At 60.0% G+C, this 14379-nt stretch carries 17 protein-coding genes and 1 pseudogene; 9 read left to right on the plus strand and 9 right to left on the minus strand.

Annotation, left to right across the window (positions count from 1 at the left end; genetic code table 11):
* The first annotated feature begins 283 nt into the window (after nucleotides 1-283).
* The 4 genes from JWR98_RS14930 (at nucleotide 284) to JWR98_RS14945 (ending at nucleotide 3079) form a co-directional block, all read left to right on the plus strand.
* Nucleotides 284-1000: a DUF969 domain-containing protein gene (locus JWR98_RS14930; RefSeq protein ID WP_078825430.1), complete on the plus strand. Its 717-nt coding sequence runs from the start codon at nucleotides 284-286 to the stop codon at nucleotides 998-1000.
* On the plus strand, nucleotides 997-1947 hold the full coding sequence (locus tag JWR98_RS14935; protein ID WP_205490436.1) for a DUF979 domain-containing protein: 951 nt from the start codon (nucleotides 997-999) through the stop codon (nucleotides 1945-1947). The genes JWR98_RS14930 and JWR98_RS14935 overlap by 4 nt, the downstream gene beginning before the upstream one ends.
* A gap of 7 nt (nucleotides 1948-1954) precedes the next feature.
* A complete protein-coding gene (pcp, locus tag JWR98_RS14940) occupies nucleotides 1955-2569 on the plus strand; it encodes a pyroglutamyl-peptidase I (protein ID WP_078733914.1) in 615 nt (204 codons plus the stop codon).
* 63 nt (nucleotides 2570-2632) lie between these two features.
* The gene (locus tag JWR98_RS14945) at nucleotides 2633-3079 is read left to right on the plus strand and encodes an anti-virulence regulator CigR family protein (protein ID WP_003175001.1); all 447 of its coding nucleotides are present in this window, start codon (nucleotides 2633-2635) and stop codon (nucleotides 3077-3079) included.
* 12 nt (nucleotides 3080-3091) lie between these two features.
* Here the strand turns inward: JWR98_RS14945 and JWR98_RS14950 are convergent, their stop codons facing one another.
* The 3 genes from JWR98_RS14950 to JWR98_RS14960 are packed head-to-tail and all read right to left on the minus strand — an operon-like array spanning nucleotide 3092 to nucleotide 5454.
* Entirely contained in the window at nucleotides 3092-4492 is a 1401-nt protein-coding gene (locus JWR98_RS14950) for a heavy metal sensor histidine kinase (RefSeq protein WP_078733913.1), read from the minus strand.
* Entirely contained in the window at nucleotides 4489-5160 is a 672-nt protein-coding gene (locus tag JWR98_RS14955) for a heavy metal response regulator transcription factor (protein ID WP_078733912.1), read from the minus strand. Before JWR98_RS14955 ends, JWR98_RS14950 begins: the two co-directional genes overlap by 4 nt.
* A 42-nt stretch (nucleotides 5161-5202) precedes the next feature.
* Entirely contained in the window at nucleotides 5203-5454 is a 252-nt protein-coding gene (locus tag JWR98_RS14960) for a DUF2790 domain-containing protein (RefSeq protein ID WP_205490437.1), read from the minus strand.
* Between the two features lie 203 nt (nucleotides 5455-5657).
* Between JWR98_RS14960 and JWR98_RS14965 the strand changes: the two genes are divergently transcribed.
* A complete protein-coding gene (locus JWR98_RS14965) occupies nucleotides 5658-6335 on the plus strand; it encodes an HAD-IA family hydrolase (protein WP_078733910.1) in 678 nt (225 codons plus the stop codon).
* A 19-nt stretch (nucleotides 6336-6354) separates the two neighbouring features.
* Here the strand turns inward: JWR98_RS14965 and JWR98_RS14970 are convergent, their stop codons facing one another.
* From JWR98_RS14970 to csrA, 3 genes are all read right to left on the minus strand, one after another.
* A complete protein-coding gene (locus tag JWR98_RS14970; protein WP_078733909.1) occupies nucleotides 6355-6651 on the minus strand; it encodes a hypothetical protein in 297 nt (98 codons plus the stop codon).
* A gap of 90 nt (nucleotides 6652-6741) precedes the next feature.
* Nucleotides 6742-6957: a hypothetical protein gene (locus tag JWR98_RS14975; RefSeq protein WP_318264313.1), complete on the minus strand. Its 216-nt coding sequence runs from the start codon at nucleotides 6955-6957 to the stop codon at nucleotides 6742-6744.
* Between the two features lie 254 nt (nucleotides 6958-7211).
* Entirely contained in the window at nucleotides 7212-7406 is a 195-nt protein-coding gene (gene csrA / locus JWR98_RS14980) for a carbon storage regulator CsrA (RefSeq protein ID WP_003192511.1), read from the minus strand.
* Nucleotides 7407-7668: 262 nt separating this feature from the next.
* Here csrA and JWR98_RS14985 point away from each other — a divergent pair, with 262 nt between their 5' ends.
* Nucleotides 7669-8034 carry an SPOR domain-containing protein gene (locus JWR98_RS14985; protein ID WP_205490445.1) on the plus strand — a complete coding sequence of 122 codons (366 nt, stop codon included), beginning with the start codon at nucleotides 7669-7671 and terminating at the stop codon, nucleotides 8032-8034.
* Between the two features lie 31 nt (nucleotides 8035-8065).
* Here the strand turns inward: JWR98_RS14985 and JWR98_RS14990 are convergent, their stop codons facing one another.
* The 3 genes from JWR98_RS14990 to JWR98_RS15000 form a co-directional block, all read right to left on the minus strand.
* Nucleotides 8066-8755, minus strand: a complete 690-nt coding sequence (locus JWR98_RS14990) for an endonuclease (protein WP_078733906.1) — start codon at nucleotides 8753-8755, stop codon at nucleotides 8066-8068.
* Between the two features lie 4 nt (nucleotides 8756-8759).
* Nucleotides 8760-9011: a DUF1654 domain-containing protein gene (locus JWR98_RS14995; protein WP_205490438.1), complete on the minus strand. Its 252-nt coding sequence runs from the start codon at nucleotides 9009-9011 to the stop codon at nucleotides 8760-8762.
* A gap of 188 nt (nucleotides 9012-9199) precedes the next feature.
* Nucleotides 9200-10288: an asparaginase gene (locus JWR98_RS15000; protein ID WP_078733904.1), complete on the minus strand. Its 1089-nt coding sequence runs from the start codon at nucleotides 10286-10288 to the stop codon at nucleotides 9200-9202.
* Between the two features lie 545 nt (nucleotides 10289-10833).
* Between JWR98_RS15000 and JWR98_RS15005 the strand changes: the two genes are divergently transcribed.
* The 3 genes and pseudogenes from JWR98_RS15005 to JWR98_RS15015 all read left to right on the plus strand — a co-directional run bounded on the left by JWR98_RS15005 (nucleotide 10834) and on the right by JWR98_RS15015 (nucleotide 14377).
* On the plus strand, nucleotides 10834-11793 hold the full coding sequence (locus tag JWR98_RS15005) for a sugar ABC transporter substrate-binding protein (protein ID WP_078733903.1): 960 nt from the start codon (nucleotides 10834-10836) through the stop codon (nucleotides 11791-11793).
* A gap of 57 nt (nucleotides 11794-11850) precedes the next feature.
* Nucleotides 11851-13403: pseudogene (locus JWR98_RS15010) on the plus strand (sugar ABC transporter ATP-binding protein).
* A complete protein-coding gene (locus JWR98_RS15015) occupies nucleotides 13400-14377 on the plus strand; it encodes an ABC transporter permease (RefSeq protein WP_003174987.1) in 978 nt (325 codons plus the stop codon). Before JWR98_RS15010 ends, JWR98_RS15015 begins: the two are co-directional and overlap by 4 nt.
* The last annotated feature ends 2 nt before the right edge of the window (nucleotides 14378-14379 follow it).

Consider the following 14379-nt stretch of genomic DNA (forward strand, 5'->3'; position numbering starts at 1 on the left):
TAACGTTCCAATAACCTGAGCGCCGAGTCAATCAAGCGCCCCCATACACTTCCGGCCTGCCTGCGCCCTGGCCCGCATCCCCCACAAAATTTATTGGTCCGCAGCTACAATTTTTCTTGTTGGACACTCCCCGCCCCCAGGCAGCAAAGTTGCCGCCACTGACGCTCGACCTTCCGGGTCAACAATAAAAACCGAGCCGACTGCACGCTACTTCTTGCTGTGAACCTTTGTTCACATCCTGCTGTAACGGCGCCGCAGCGCGCACTTATAGGACCTTCCCGTCATGCAAACTGTTGTGAACTTATGGCCGTTGATCGGCGTACTTGTGATCGTGGTTGGCTTTGTCTTGCGCTTCAATCCGTTGTTGGTGGTCACCGCTGCCGCAATCGCCACCGGGCTTGCGGCGCACTTCCCGCTGGAAAAGATTCTCGCCAGCATGGGTGAGGGTTTCCTTCAGACCCGTGCCCTGCAATTGATCCTGTTGTTGCCCCTGGCCGTTATCGGCTTGCTGGAACGCCATGGCTTGCGCCTGCATGCGCAGAACTGGATCGCGCGGTTTGAGCGGGCGACGGTGGGGCGCTTGTTGATCATCTACCTGTTTGTGCGTGAATCCACCGCGGCCATGGGGTTGACCAGCCTGGGTGGGCATCCGCAGATGGTACGTCCGCTGCTGGCGCCGATGGCCGAAGGTGCGGCGGAAAAACGCTACGGCAAACTGCCGGACAAAGTGCGCCATAAAGTCTTGGCGATGTGCGCGGCGACGGACAATGTCGGGCTGTTCTTTGGTGAAGATATCTTCGTGGCCTTTGGTGCGATTGCGCTGATGCACACCTTCCTGCTGGGCTCGGGCATCGATGTGGAACCGCTGCACATCGCGGTGTGGGGAATTCCCACGGCGATCTGCGCGTTTATCATCCATGCGATTCGCTTGCATCGTTTTGACCGAAGGCTGACCCGCGAACTGACGCCGTCCGTTACCCCGATGGGAGCGGCACAATGATCATCTCTATTCAATACCTGTACTGGCTGGCCGGGGTGCTGCTGTTGATTACCGCCGGCATGATCCTGATGGACCGTACTCACCCCAAGCGTTGGTCCAGTGCAGTGTTCTGGCTGCTGTTCGCGCTGCCGTTTTTGCTGGGCGAGCGTCTGCCGTCGGTGGCCATCGGCGTGGGCGTGGTGGTGATGGCGTTGATCGCGGGCTTCGGCGGGGTAGGCCGTGGCACCCATGCCGAACTGCATGACAAAGCGTCCCGCGCCAGTGCCGGACGCTTGGGGCACAAGCTATTTATTCCGGCGTTGGCCATCCCGTTGACCACGGTGATCGGTTCGGTCTTGCTCAAGCACACCGAGATCGGCGGCGTGCCGCTGCTGGATCCGAAAAACACCACCTTCGTTTCCCTGGGTATCGGCTGCCTGATCGCCCTCGGCCTGGCTTGCTGGCTGACCCGCGACACGCCGGTGCAGGCCTTGCGCGAGTCGCGTCGCCTCACCGAAGCCCTGGGCTGGGCCATGGTGCTGCCGCAGATGCTGGCGATGCTCGGTTTGTTGTTCAATGAAGCCGGGGTCGGCACGGCCGTCGCGCACGTCACCACCACCTATGTCAACCTGGACTATAAATTGGTGGCGGTGATGGTCTATGTGTTGGGCATGGCGCTGTTCACGGTCATCATGGGCAACGGTTTTGCCGCGTTCCCGGTGATGACCGGCGGGGTCGGCGTGCCGGTGCTGGTGGGTATTTATGGCGGTAACCCGGCGGTGATGGCGGCCATCGGCATGTTCTCCGGTTACTGCGGTACGCTGATGACGCCCATGGCGGCCAACTTCAATATCGTGCCGGCGGCGTTGCTGGAATTGCCGGACAAGAACGCAGTGATCAAGGCGCAGTTGCCGACGGCGTTGATGATGCTGGTGGTCAATATCGTGCTGCTCTATCTGTTGATGTGAGGCCAGGATGCGAACCGTATTGCTGACGGGGTTCGAGCCCTTTGACCAGGACCCGGTGAACCCGTCCTGGGAGGCTGCGCGCCTGCTGGACGGCTGCATGATTGATGAAGACGTGATGATCGTGGCGCGTGAGCTGCCCTGCGCGTTCGCCACGGCAGGCGAGTGCCTGGTGCGACTGATCGATGAATGGCGCCCGGTGATGGTGATCGCCACGGGCCTGGCGCCGGGGCGCAGCGAGATTTCCATGGAGCGGGTGGCGATCAATATCAACGACGCGCGCATCCCCGATAATCTGGGCGAGCAGCCTGTCGACACGGCGGTGGTGGTTGGTGGCCCGGCGGCGTATTTTTCGACGCTGCCGATCAAGGCCATGGTCAAGGCCGTGCGTGAGGCGGGGATTGCGGCGTCGGTGTCGCAGACGGCAGGCACCTTTGTCTGTAATCAGGTGTTCTACCGTATGCAGCATGTGCTGGCCGGCACGTCGGCGCGCAGTGGTTTTATCCATGTGCCCAGCGAGGCGTTGATGGCGCTGCCAAGCCTGGTGGAGGGCCTGCGTATCGCAGTCTGTGCGGCGTGGAGTACATCAGTGGATGTGCTGGAAGTGGGCGGTCAGGTGAGTTGATTCCGCGCGTGGTGCATCAACTTGGACTAGAGTTCAACTACGCTCTCGCCTTGGATAATCGCCATGATCAAGTCTTTGAAATTCGTGTCTGTCGTGCTGTCGCTTGTGCTGTTTGCCGGGAGCGGCATGGCGCTGGCTGATCCAGGCAATGGCAAGGGACAAGGCAACAACAAGGGCAATGGCCAGGGCGGGCAGGGACATGACAAGTCCAAAGGCAAAGGCGGTTCGAGCAGCCACGGCCCCAGTGTCGACCGTGGCAGCGTGCTGAATGTGCTGGGTGGTTATCGCGACTACTGGAGCCCGGGCCCGTCTTTGCCGCCGGGTATCCAGAAGAACCTGGCACGCGGCAAGCCTCTGCCGCCGGGCATCGCGAAAAAACTGGATGGGCGTTTAGTGGGACACTTGCCTCATTACGATGGGTATGAGTGGCAGCAGGCGGGCACGGACTTGATATTGGTAGCCATCGCGTCTGGCATCATTTACGAAGTACTCAACGGCGCCTTCGATTGAATCGGCGGCTCCTCACCCTTCGCGCGCCGGGAAAAACAGCTCAAAACAGGTCACTCCGTGTTCACTGGTGACGCTGTACCGGCCGTTATGCAACTGCATGATGGTCGCCACGATGGACAGGCCCAAGCCGTTGGATTGGGCCGAACGCTCCCGTGACTCATCCACCCGATAAAACCGCTCGAACAGCCGCGCCAGGTGCTCGGCGGCAATGGTTTCACCGCTGTTGCTGACCCGCAGGTAAATGCCCTCGGCGCTTGGGGTGGCCTGTATCACCAACTCGCAACCAGGTGCGCCATACTTGATGGCATTGGCGCACAGATTAGCCAGGGCCCGGCGCAGCAGCATCGGTTCGGCCCAGATCACGCCTTCGCCCGTGGCACGAATGCTCATGCCCACATCGCTTGCCAACCCTTCAAAGTAATCCGCGATACGTTCCACTTCGTCGGCCGCGCTGAGCGCCTGGCGTTGGCGCAGGGCCGCAGCCGGGTCGGTGCGTGCCAGAAACAGCATGTTGTCGAGCATCCGCGCCAGGCGCTCGAGCTCTTCCACATTGGAGGCCAGCAGGTGCTGATACCCTTCGATGCTGCGGTCCTGTTGCAGGGCGACCTGGGTTTCGCCCAGCAGGTTATTGATCGGCGTGCGCAGTTCGTGGGCCATGTCGGTCGACACCTGGCCCAGTTGCACAAAACCCTTGGCCAAGCGCTCCAGCATGGTGTTGAACGAGTCGATCATCGGCAGCAGCTCTTTCGGCGCGCCGTGGCTGTCGAGGCGCTCGGTGAGGTTGCCGACACCGATGCCCTCGGCATGCCGGGCCAGGCGTCTTAATGGCAGCAGACCGCGGTAGACCAGCAGATAGCCCGCCAGCGCGAGAATAATCGCGGCGATACTTGCCAGGACATAAACGCTCAACCGGTAGCTGGCGAGCATGGCGGTGCGTTCGGTCATCAGGCGCCCGCTGGTGACTTGCAGGCTGCCCAGGTCGCCGGAGTCGATGGAGGCCGCCAGGGTGGAGAAGGGCACGCCATTTATACCGGGTAAATGCCGCACGTCGCTCAGCGCCAACACATGATCCTTGGGCACCGGCGTGATCGTGGGCAGATCGATGTTGGCGGGGTTCACCAACAGCAGCGGTTTCTGGCCGGGTGCGGCGATGCTCAGCACCGATTCGCGATTGCCCAGCATGTTCTGGAACAGTTCCGGCTTGGTCTTGATCAAGTCCAGCGTGTTGCTGTCGTTGAGCAGGTTGCGCAGTTGGTCCACGCGGGAGACCAGCTGCGCGTCGTCGCGGCGGATCAGCTCACGTTCCAGCTCGCGGTACAGTGCCACCCCCAGGGTCGCCAGCAGGGCAAAGGCGAGCAGCGCGAAAATCAGCGCCAGGCGCAGGGTCAGCGAATAATGGCGGCGCGGGTTCATGGCTGGGTATCGAAGCGGTAGCCGATGCCCCGCACGCTGTGTATCAGCTTGAGCTGGAACGGGTCGTCGACTTTCAGGCGCAGGCGTCGGACGGCCACGTCCACCACGTTGGTGTCGCTGTCGAAATTCATGTCCCATACCCGTGAGGCGATCAGCGAGCGCGAGAGCACCTGGTCCTGGTGGGTGGCGAACAGGTGCAACAGGGCGAACTCCTTGTTGGTCAGGGTGATGCGGGTGCCGGCGCGGGTGACGCGGCGCTTGAGCACATCGATTTGCAGGTCGGCGATGTGCAGTTGCTCTTCTTCGCGGATCGGGCCGCGACGGGTCAGGGTGCGTAGGCGCGCCACCAGTTCGGCGAAGGAGAAGGGCTTGATCAGGTAATCATCAGCCCCCAGTTCCAGGCCCTTGATGCGGTCGGCGATGTCATCGCGAGCCGTCAGGAAAAGCACCGGTGTGTCGGTTTCCTTGCGCAGACGGCGCAGTACTTCCCAGCCGTCCATCTTCGGCATCATCACATCCAGCACGATCACGTCGAACGGCGTTTCCAGCGCCTGGTGCAGGCCGTCCACACCGTCACGGGCCAGGCTTACGGAATAACCCAGTTCCTGCAGGCCATTGAGCAGGTAATTGCCGGCCTTGGGTTCGTCTTCGACAACGAGGATGTTCATGGGAAATATCCTGATTCAGTACGTGGCGCCAGTGTAGCCCGATCAATTGTCACTGGCGCAGCCGGTGCCTTGCACTTGGTAGTCCAGGACGTGCTCGTGGCCCTGGTGGTCGAGGTAGTCGAGCCGCGCCGGGACGATACCGCATTGGCCGTTGGTGTCGGTGCTCGACAGGATCTTGGCCACATCCAAGTGTACGAAAAAGCCGGTTTTGTCGTGGATGACTGTAGTGTTGTCAGCCGCAAACGCTGAGCCGGTAGCCAGCAGGGCGGCAAAGCCGAGGATAAACAGTTTCATAAAGGTCGCTCTCTTGAAGGGTTGGCTGCCAGTTGCGGCAGTGCATTCACGGTAACCAGGCGACCCGAACAGCTCACCAACGGGATGATGACAAGTTTGTAATCATTGGCTGCGCGACGCCCGCGCAGCGTTTACAAGTCATAAGGTGATCCGTAGATTGCATCGGGCCGATTATTCGTTTCAGCCCACGAGGAAGTCCCGCAGTGTCCATCCGAGGATCAGCTGTCTTTGCCCGCCCTTACCGCGCTTTCCTGTTCGATATGGACGGGACCCTGCTCAACTCCATCGCCGCCGCCGAGCGGGTGTGGAGCATCTGGGCTGAACGCCACGGGCTGGATGTGGCGGCGTTCCTGACGACCATTCATGGTGCCCGCGCGATCGATACCATCACGCGCCAAGCCTTGCCCGGCGTCGATCCAAAGGTTGAGGCACAGTGGATTACCGAGGCTGAAATCCATGATGTGCAAGGCATTGTTGCGATTCCCGGGGCCATCGAGTTCTTGAAGCGCCTGCCCGCTGACCAGTGGGCGCTGGTCACCTCTGCGCCCAGGGAGCTGGCGCTGCGTCGGCTTGAAGCGGCGGGGATCGAGGCGCCGGCGGCGCTGGTCACCGCTGAAGACGTGACCATCGGCAAGCCGGACCCCGCCTGTTATGTGTTGGGGGCCGCGCGTCTGGGGGTGCCGGTGCAGGATTGTCTGGTGTTTGAAGACGCTACGGTGGGCATTCGGGCCGGGGAGGCGGCGGGGGCGGATGTGATGGTCGTGACGTCGACGCATCTCAAGCCCCTGCTCACCGAGCATCCGTCTATTGACGGTTATGAGGGCGTGCAGGCCATGCGTGATGCCCAGGGTTTGTTGCGTTTGCAGCAGGTGACAGGCTGATACAAAAAAGCCGAACCCGTTACCGGGCCCGGCCTATTTCGCAGGTAGCAGGACCAGGCGGTGCCTGCATTCGATCACTGCGCATGCTCTGGCGTGACAGCACCATCTCCTTGAGGATCTCGTTGGCAAGCCGCGAGATCGCTTCGGCGCCTCGATAGTGCGCGCGCACGATACCGGTCACGGCGAAGTGATCGGTTTTCGGGCCGCTGAGCACTGCCGAGAGGGTGCCGTCGGTGTGCAATGTGCAGGTCACCTTGTAGCTGGGCAGGCGTGCCGCCAATTCAGCTTCGATCTGGCTTTTACTGAGGGTATCCATCGGCTTCAGTACCTCTACTGACTGTGCAAACACACTCAAGAATAGGTCCTGCTGCACAGCTGTAAATACCGGCGATCTGACAACGAGTCTTCAACCGTCTCTCAGGGATTGCCGCGCATGGCTGCGGCACAACCTGCGATGCACCAGCTTGTGGATGGGTCTGAGGCAGAACAGGAACAGATAGCCGCACAGCAGCAATGCCAAGTCCAGCCAGGCATGCGAGCGGGTCACGCCTGCGTCTTTCAATACGTGCCACAGCGCATAGTCCAGGCTCAGAACGGCGAGCCCGATCAGTAGAGTGATCATCCATGAACGTTGAAAAAAGGGTTGTGCGGTGATTGGCCTCATCGACGTGCTCCTGAACGCACACGGAGATGGCGGGATGTCCGTCAGTGGATTCGTCTGCGAGTACCGCAACAAGTTCCAGGCATGAGGCAGTTTTATCTTGCGGCGGGAGGATCTTGCGGATGAAACCAGGTCACGTAGCGCAGGGACGCAGCGTTCGAAGAGGTTTTCGCCAGCCGTTACAATGAACGAAAAGGCTGGCTACTGAGGGCGCTTCAAGGCGTCTGGTTTTTGTCCGGCGCCGTCAGGCCCGCCTGGATGCGCTGGTAAATCTCCTCACGATGCACGGCAACATCCTTGGGGGCGTTGATGCCGATTCGAACTTGCTGGCCGCTGACGCCCAGGATGGTGATCGTGATGTCATCACCGATGTTTATGCTTTCACCGACTTTTCGGGTGAGTATCAGCATGGACTTCTCCTTGATTACTTTTAAGGACACATGTTTGGACAGGGCAGGTGTCGGATGTGTGTAGCTTACTGCTAAGCGCTTCCCTGTGACTGCCTCTTTTAGGACGCATAGAGGCGACATTAATTCCCATGGCGGCATCATACAGGTCTGGGATACATCATTCGCATTGTTTAAGCCAAGGTTTATGACGGCCAGAATAGACAGCGAATGATAAAGTCGCCTCTTTAATCCTTTAAGGAGCAGGGCAGTGCGTAAAGTAGCGATGGCAATGGCGGTGTTGGCATTGGCCGGTTGTGGTGAAGGCAAACCTGTCGACGCTCCGAAGACCAAGCCTGCCACGACCGAAAGCCAGCCCCAAACCGGCGCGATTGCCGCTCGGGAGTGGGACCTGCGGGTAGGGCCGCCAGACCATAAGCTTCAGGCGATCACCGACCTGACCGCCTGGCTGCTGGAGCATGGTTTCAATTTTTACATCGTGAAGGTCGACGGCAAGGACGAAGTGTTGTTGGGCCCATTCGCAACCAGGGCCGAGGCCGAGGCCAAGCAGACGCTGCTCAACGAAAAAATGGCCCGTGCCAAGAAGAACGACACCGTGTCTGAAATCATCGAGCACAAGTCCTCGCAGTAACAGGCCCTTTGGGCGGCAGTGCCGCCCCTGTTCAACCGCAGGCTTTGAGGTTTACCGGGCCGACAAACTCATTGCCGCGCCCCATCACACAGGCCACGGTCTGGTTGCGCTGGCGCTCCCAGGGTTGCACCGGGTAGGTCTTGTTCCAGGCTTCGTACAGCTGGCGGTCCTGTTTCGACAGGCGCAACCCGTACTGCTTGCTCATGTAGAAATACGTACGCGCGATCATTCCGCGAATCGAAGGGCGCGGCATCACCTTCTTGGCCTTGAAGTCCACTTGGGTCAGGCATGAGCCGTACTGACCGGTTTGCACTGGCAGCCAGCCAAAACTGAAATTGTTGCGGTCGCCATTGACCTCGCCGATGCTCGGCACCAGGTTGTGCAAGTCGGCTTCGGCGCGCTTGAACACGTCGTCATGGCGTGTGCAGTTCTTGCGCCCGCCGTTCTGCCAGCACTGACGCTGATGGCCGATCTGCCAGGCCGGCACGATGTGTTCCCATTCGATACGTGCCGCGCGGTTGGCGTTTTTACGGGGAATGTAGCCACAGGCCTTGAGGTCCACGCGGTTGCCGGTGTATTTGCAGCCGCAATAGAACTCCGTGGATTGTGGCGCGTAGAGTTTCCAGGCGATTTTCTTGGCTTCGGTGAACGTTCGAGGCGCCTGGGCGTAGGCGCTGAAGGCAAAAAACAGGCAACACAATGCAATAAAACGCGCATTCATTGAGTCAATCTTCCTTCGGCACAACCCAGAAAATCTGCACACCGCCATCGTCCCGATAGGCAAGGGTGACGTTGTCGTTCTCCGCGATTTCCTCCAGCAAGCGCTGCCACTCATCCTCGGGCTCGTCCGGCAATCGGAAGATCAGGGCGGCTTTGGCTTTTTGAGCGTTGGTGGAATTGATGATTTTTTGCACGCGAATGGCCAAGCGTTCGTAGGCATCGGGCGAGGTTGGCGCTGCGGAAGAGGACTTTGTCACGGAGTATTCCTTGATAAGCTGTACGCACATACAGTATTTAACTGTAAGTGATTTCGCAACTACTTAAATTTCAAGAAGTTCGTCTGACAGCTAATCGGGAGTTTTGGTGTAAGGCGGGAGTGTTATCGAAGCGAGCGCAATGGGGTGAGGGCGTTCGTTCCCTCACCCCAACCGGGGTCAGTCAGGCATCAATATTCCCAGAACATCCGTTGCAGCTCTTTGCTGTCCTGGGTCTTGGTCAGGGCGACCATCGCCAGAATCCGTGCTTTCTGCGGGTTCAAGTCCAGGGCGGCGACCCAGTCGTACTTGTCGTCAGGCTGTTCAGCGTTACGCAGCACCATGCCGCCGGCATTCACGTGGGACGAGCGGATGATTTGCACACCCTGCTTGCGCAGTTCGACCAGGGCAGGGACCACCTTGGACGACACCGAACCGTTACCGGTACCGGCGTGGATGATGGCTTTGGCGCCAGCCTGGGCCAGGGCCTTGTAGGCGGTGTCGCTCACGTTGCCGTAGCCGTAGGCGATTTCAACGTCCGGCAGGCTCTTGATGGTCTTGATGTCGAATTCCGAATCCATGGTGTGACGCTTGGCTGGCAGGCGGAACCAGTAGGATTTGCCTTCAACCACCATGCCCAATGGGCCCCATGGGCTCTTGAACGCTTCGGTCTTGATATTGATCATCTTGCTGACGTCGCGACCCGACTGGATCTCATCGTTCATGGTTACCAGGACGCCCTTGCCGCGCGCATCCTTGCTTCCTGCCACGGCGACGGCGTTGTACAGGTTGAGCATGCCGTCGGCCGACATGGCGGTGCCTGGGCGCATCGAGCCGACGACAACGATAGGCTTGTCGGTTTTTTCCACCAGATTGAGGAAGTAGGCGGTCTCTTCCAGGGTGTCGGTACCGTGGGTGATCACGATGCCATCCACGTCCTTATTGTCAGCCAGCTCGGCGACGCGGCGACCCAGTTGCAGCAGGTTTTCGTTGTTGATGCTTTCGGACGCAATTTGCATCACTTGCTCGCCACGCACGTTGGCGATCTGACTAAGCTCAGGAACACCGGCGATCAATTGTTCGATACCGACCTTGGCCGCCTGGTAGGTGGCGCTGTTGGCCGCGCTGGCGCCGGCGCCGGCAATGGTGCCGCCGGTGGCGAGGATCACCACATTGGACAATTTGGCCTTGGATTCAACGTCCTTTGCCTGGGCGGCAACGGGGAACAGCAGCAGTAGGGCTAACGCGCCCGGAACAAAGTTCTTCAGTGCAGATTTCATTATTCTTCTCTCTGGTTTTTGATGAGTGCTGTAGCCGGTTCATCTAGAACACCCGGGCGATTCTGAGCGCCACGAGCGCAGGGTTAGGAGCAGAATCCGTACCAGGCCGAAGAGGTTTGTAAGTTTAAATTAAGCTATTGATTTATAAGATTTTATGCTGGGTATTGTATGTATCGTCCCCAGCGCTTGTCCGGCTTTCCGAACAACCGGTGGGATTGTGTTCGGTTGCCCGAAAAGTCTGATGGAAAAGTCCTGGGTTAAACGTCGAGGTCTGTCGTTGCGGACAATCGCATCGCGGGGTAGGAGAGAGGATGGCGGCCAGGTGGGGCGAGAGAAGGGTGCCGTGCGTGAAAGGTTGTTTTCTCCCGTTGACAAAACTCGACAAGGTTCGCATAGTTCGATCAACGCAAACGTTTGCGAGATGTTTCACGCAGGGCTCCCCGAGTCGGCGTGAACGCTCGTATCAGCCCCCCGGGTGGGCGGGCCGCCGAAGCGTTCTTCGGTGCAGGCGTTGCTCACAATAATCATAAGATCGGAGTACACCCATGAAGCTGCCATTTGCAGGACGTCTTCTTGCTGTCGCTGTGCTTGCTGCCGCATCCGCCGCTCTACCCCTGTCCTCTGCATTCGCTGATGACGCCGCCGCCAAACCCAAGGTCGGCCTGGTGATGAAGTCCCTTGCCAACGAATTTTTCGTGACCATGCAAGAGGGCGCCAAGGACTACCAGAAATCTCACGCCGCTGACTTCGACATGATCACCAACGGCATCAAGAACGAAACCGACACCAGCGCACAAATCGACATCGTCAACCAGATGATCCTGTCCAAGGTCAATGCCATCGTGATCGCACCCGCCGATTCCAAGGCACTGGTCACCGTGCTGAAGAAAGCCGCCGACGCCGGTATCAAGGTGGTCAACATCGACAACCGCCTGGATCCGGACGTGCTCAAAAGCAAAAAACTCGATATCCCGTTTGTGGGCCCGGACAACCGCAAAGGCGCCAAGCTGGTGGGTGACTATCTGGCCAAGCAACTGGCGGCGGGCGACAAGGTCGGCATCATCGAAGGCGTACCTACCACCACCAACGCCCAACAGCGCACCGCAGGCTTCAAGGATGCGATGGACGCTGCCGGCATGAAGATCGTGTCCACCCAATCCGGTAACTGGGAAATCGACCAGGGCCAGAAAGTCGCGTCGGCCATGCTCAGCGAATACCCGGATCTCAAGGCGCTGTTGGCCGGTAACGACAACATGGCCCTGGGCGCCGTCTCCGCCGTTCGTGCAGCCGGCAAGGCTGGCAAAGTGCTGGTCGTGGGCTACGACAATATCGAAGCCATCAAGCCAATGCTGAAGGATGGTCGCGTACTGGCCACCGCCGACCAGGCCGCTGCGCAACAAGCCGTGTTCGGTATCCAGAACGCGCTCAAGCTGGTCAAGGGTGAGAAAGTCGATGCCACCGACGGCGTGATCGAAACCCCGGTCGAACTCGTCATCAAGCAGTAATTCTCGCGGTACCCAACAGCGTCCGCTCGCCCTGGGCGGACGCCTGGAGATTTTCCTATGTCATCTTCCGCCCCGAACGCTGTCCTCTCGGTCAGCGGTATCGGTAAGACCTATGCCCAACCGGTTCTGTCCGACATCACCCTCACACTCAACCGTGGGGAGGTGCTGGCGCTGACCGGTGAAAACGGCGCAGGCAAAAGTACCTTGTCGAAGATCATCGGCGGGCTGGTCGTGCCGACCACCGGGCACATGCAATTCAATGGTCAGGATTACCGTCCCGCCAGCCGCACCCAGGCTGAAGAGCTCGGCGTGCGCATGGTCATGCAGGAACTCAACCTGCTGCCGACATTGACCGTGGCTGAAAACCTGTTCCTGCATAACCTGCCCAGTCGCGCTGGCTGGATCAGTCGCAAGCAACTGCGCAAGGCCGCCATTGAGGCCATGGCCCAGGTCGGCCTGGATGCCATCGACCCGGATACCCTGGTCGGCAGCCTGGGCATTGGTCACCAGCAAATGGTCGAGATCGCCCGCAACCTGATCGGCGACTGCCATGTGCTGATCCTCGACGAACCCACGGCCATGCTCACGGCCCGTGAAGTCGAGATGTTGTTCGAGCAAATCACCCGCCTGCAGGCCCGCGGCGTGGCGATCATTTACATTTCACACCGGCTCGAAGAATTGGCGCGTGTTGCGCAACGCATTGCGGTACTGCGTGACGGCAAGCTGGTCTGTGTCGAGCCGATGGCCAATTACAACAGCGAGCAACTGGTGACCTTGATGGTCGGCCGCGAATTGGGCGAACACATCGACCTGGCCCCCGAACCATCGGTGGCCCGGCCTTGACGGTCAAAGGCCTGACCCGCTCGGACAAGGTTTGCGACGTTTCCTTTGAAGTGCGTGCCGGCGAGATCTATGGCATTTCCGGACTGATTGGCGCCGGCCGTACCGAATTGCTGCGCCTGATCTTCGGCGCCGACCAGGCCGACAGCGGCACTGTCGCCCTGGGCTCGCCGGCGCAGGTGGTGAGCATCCGCTCGCCGGTCGACGCGGTGGGCCATGGCATCGCCCTGATCACCGAAGACCGCAAAGGCGAAGGTTTACTGCTGACCCAATCCATCAGCGCGAATATCGCGCTGGGCAACATGCCGGACATTTCCGCTGGCGGCATCGTCAACCGCCGCGACGAAACCGCGCTGGCCAAGCGCCAGGTCGACGCCATGCGCATCCGCAGTTCCAGCCCGGCGCAGTTGGTGTCCGAGCTGTCGGGCGGTAACCAGCAGAAAGTCGTGATCGGCCGCTGGCTGGAGCGCGACTGCCAGGTGATGCTGTTCGATGAGCCGACGCGTGGTATCGACGTCGGTGCCAAGTTCGACATTTATGCCTTGCTCGGTGAACTGACCCGCCAGGGCAAAGCGTTGGTGGTGGTGTCCAGCGACCTGCGCGAGCTCATGCTGATCTGCGATCGCATCGGTGTGCTGTCTGCCGGTCGCTTGATCGACACCTTCGAGCGCGACAGCTGGACCCAGGACGAATTGCTCGCCGCCGCGTTTGCCGGCTATCAGAAACGTGATGCGCTGCTCAACGATGCCGCGCCTAGGAATACCCCATGAAAACCACAACTTCCCCCGGTAAAACTGGCGGCAACTTCTACGGCCTGGGCACCTATCTGGGCCTGGCGGGCGCGTTGCTGGCGATGATCGCGCTGTTCTCGGTGCTCAGCGACCACTTCCTGTCCTACGATACATTCAGCACCCTGGCCAACCAGATTCCGGACTTGATGGTGCTGGCGGTCGGCATGACCTTCATCCTGATCATCGGCGGCATCGACCTGTCGGTGGGCTCGGTGCTGGCGTTGGCGGCATCGGCGGTCAGTGTGGCGATCCTGAGCTGGGGCTGGAGCGTGTTGCCTGCCGCCGTGCTCGGCATGGGCTGTGCGGCATTGGCCGGTACCCTGACCGGTTCGATCACTGTGGCCTGGCGCATCCCTTCGTTTATAGTGTCCCTGGGCGTGCTGGAAATGGCCCGTGGCGTGGCGTACCAGATGACCGGTTCGCGCACGGCCTATATCGGTGATTCGTTCGCCTGGCTGTCCAACCCGATTGCGTTCGGTATTTCGCCATCCTTTATCATCGCGTTACTGGTGATCATCGCTGCGCAGTTGGTGCTGACGCGTACGGTATTCGGTCGCTACCTGATCGGCATCGGCACCAATGAGGAAGCCGTGCGCCTGGCCGGTATCAATCCCAAGCCTTATAAGATCCTGGTATTCAGCCTCATGGGCCTGCTCGCGGGTGTGGCGGCGTTGTTCCAGATCTCGCGACTCGAAGCGGCGGACCCGAACGCCGGCTCCGGCCTGGAGTTGCAAGTGATCGCCGCGGTGGTGATCGGCGGCACCAGTTTGATGGGCGGGCGTGGCTCGGTGATCAGTACGTTCTTCGGTGTGTTGATTATTTCGGTATTGGCCGCGGGCCTGGCGCAAATCGGTGCCACGGAGCCGACCAAACGCATCATCACCGGTGCGGTGATCGTGATTGCCGTGGTCCTCGATACCTACCGCAGCCAGCGCGCCAGTCGGCGGGGCTGAGC

Origin of the sequence: Pseudomonas lactucae, assembly GCF_016937615.1 — a bacterium.
Lineage (GTDB): Bacteria > Pseudomonadota > Gammaproteobacteria > Pseudomonadales > Pseudomonadaceae > Aquipseudomonas > Aquipseudomonas lactucae.

Coding starts and splice junctions, on each gene's coding strand:
- JWR98_RS15000 (WP_078733904.1), bottom strand. CDS start 10,288: ATGAAATCTGCACTGAAGAACTTTGTTCCGGGCGCGTTAGCCCTACTG.
- JWR98_RS15005 (WP_078733903.1), top strand. CDS start 10,834: ATGAAGCTGCCATTTGCAGGACGTCTTCTTGCTGTCGCTGTGCTTGCT.
- JWR98_RS14935 (WP_205490436.1), top strand. CDS start 997: ATGATCATCTCTATTCAATACCTGTACTGGCTGGCCGGGGTGCTGCTG.
- JWR98_RS14945 (WP_003175001.1), top strand. CDS start 2,633: ATGATCAAGTCTTTGAAATTCGTGTCTGTCGTGCTGTCGCTTGTGCTG.
- JWR98_RS15015 (WP_003174987.1), top strand. CDS start 13,400: ATGAAAACCACAACTTCCCCCGGTAAAACTGGCGGCAACTTCTACGGC.
- JWR98_RS14975 (WP_318264313.1), bottom strand. CDS start 6,957: ATGATCACTCTACTGATCGGGCTCGCCGTTCTGAGCCTGGACTATGCG.
- JWR98_RS14990 (WP_078733906.1), bottom strand. CDS start 8,755: ATGAATGCGCGTTTTATTGCATTGTGTTGCCTGTTTTTTGCCTTCAGC.
- JWR98_RS14930 (WP_078825430.1), top strand. CDS start 284: ATGCAAACTGTTGTGAACTTATGGCCGTTGATCGGCGTACTTGTGATC.
- JWR98_RS14960 (WP_205490437.1), bottom strand. CDS start 5,454: ATGAAACTGTTTATCCTCGGCTTTGCCGCCCTGCTGGCTACCGGCTCA.
- csrA (WP_003192511.1), bottom strand. CDS start 7,406: ATGCTGATACTCACCCGAAAAGTCGGTGAAAGCATAAACATCGGTGAT.
- JWR98_RS14950 (WP_078733913.1), bottom strand. CDS start 4,492: ATGAACCCGCGCCGCCATTATTCGCTGACCCTGCGCCTGGCGCTGATT.
- JWR98_RS14985 (WP_205490445.1), top strand. CDS start 7,669: ATGGCAATGGCGGTGTTGGCATTGGCCGGTTGTGGTGAAGGCAAACCT.
- JWR98_RS14970 (WP_078733909.1), bottom strand. CDS start 6,651: ATGGATACCCTCAGTAAAAGCCAGATCGAAGCTGAATTGGCGGCACGC.
- pcp (WP_078733914.1), top strand. CDS start 1,955: ATGCGAACCGTATTGCTGACGGGGTTCGAGCCCTTTGACCAGGACCCG.
- JWR98_RS14955 (WP_078733912.1), bottom strand. CDS start 5,160: ATGAACATCCTCGTTGTCGAAGACGAACCCAAGGCCGGCAATTACCTG.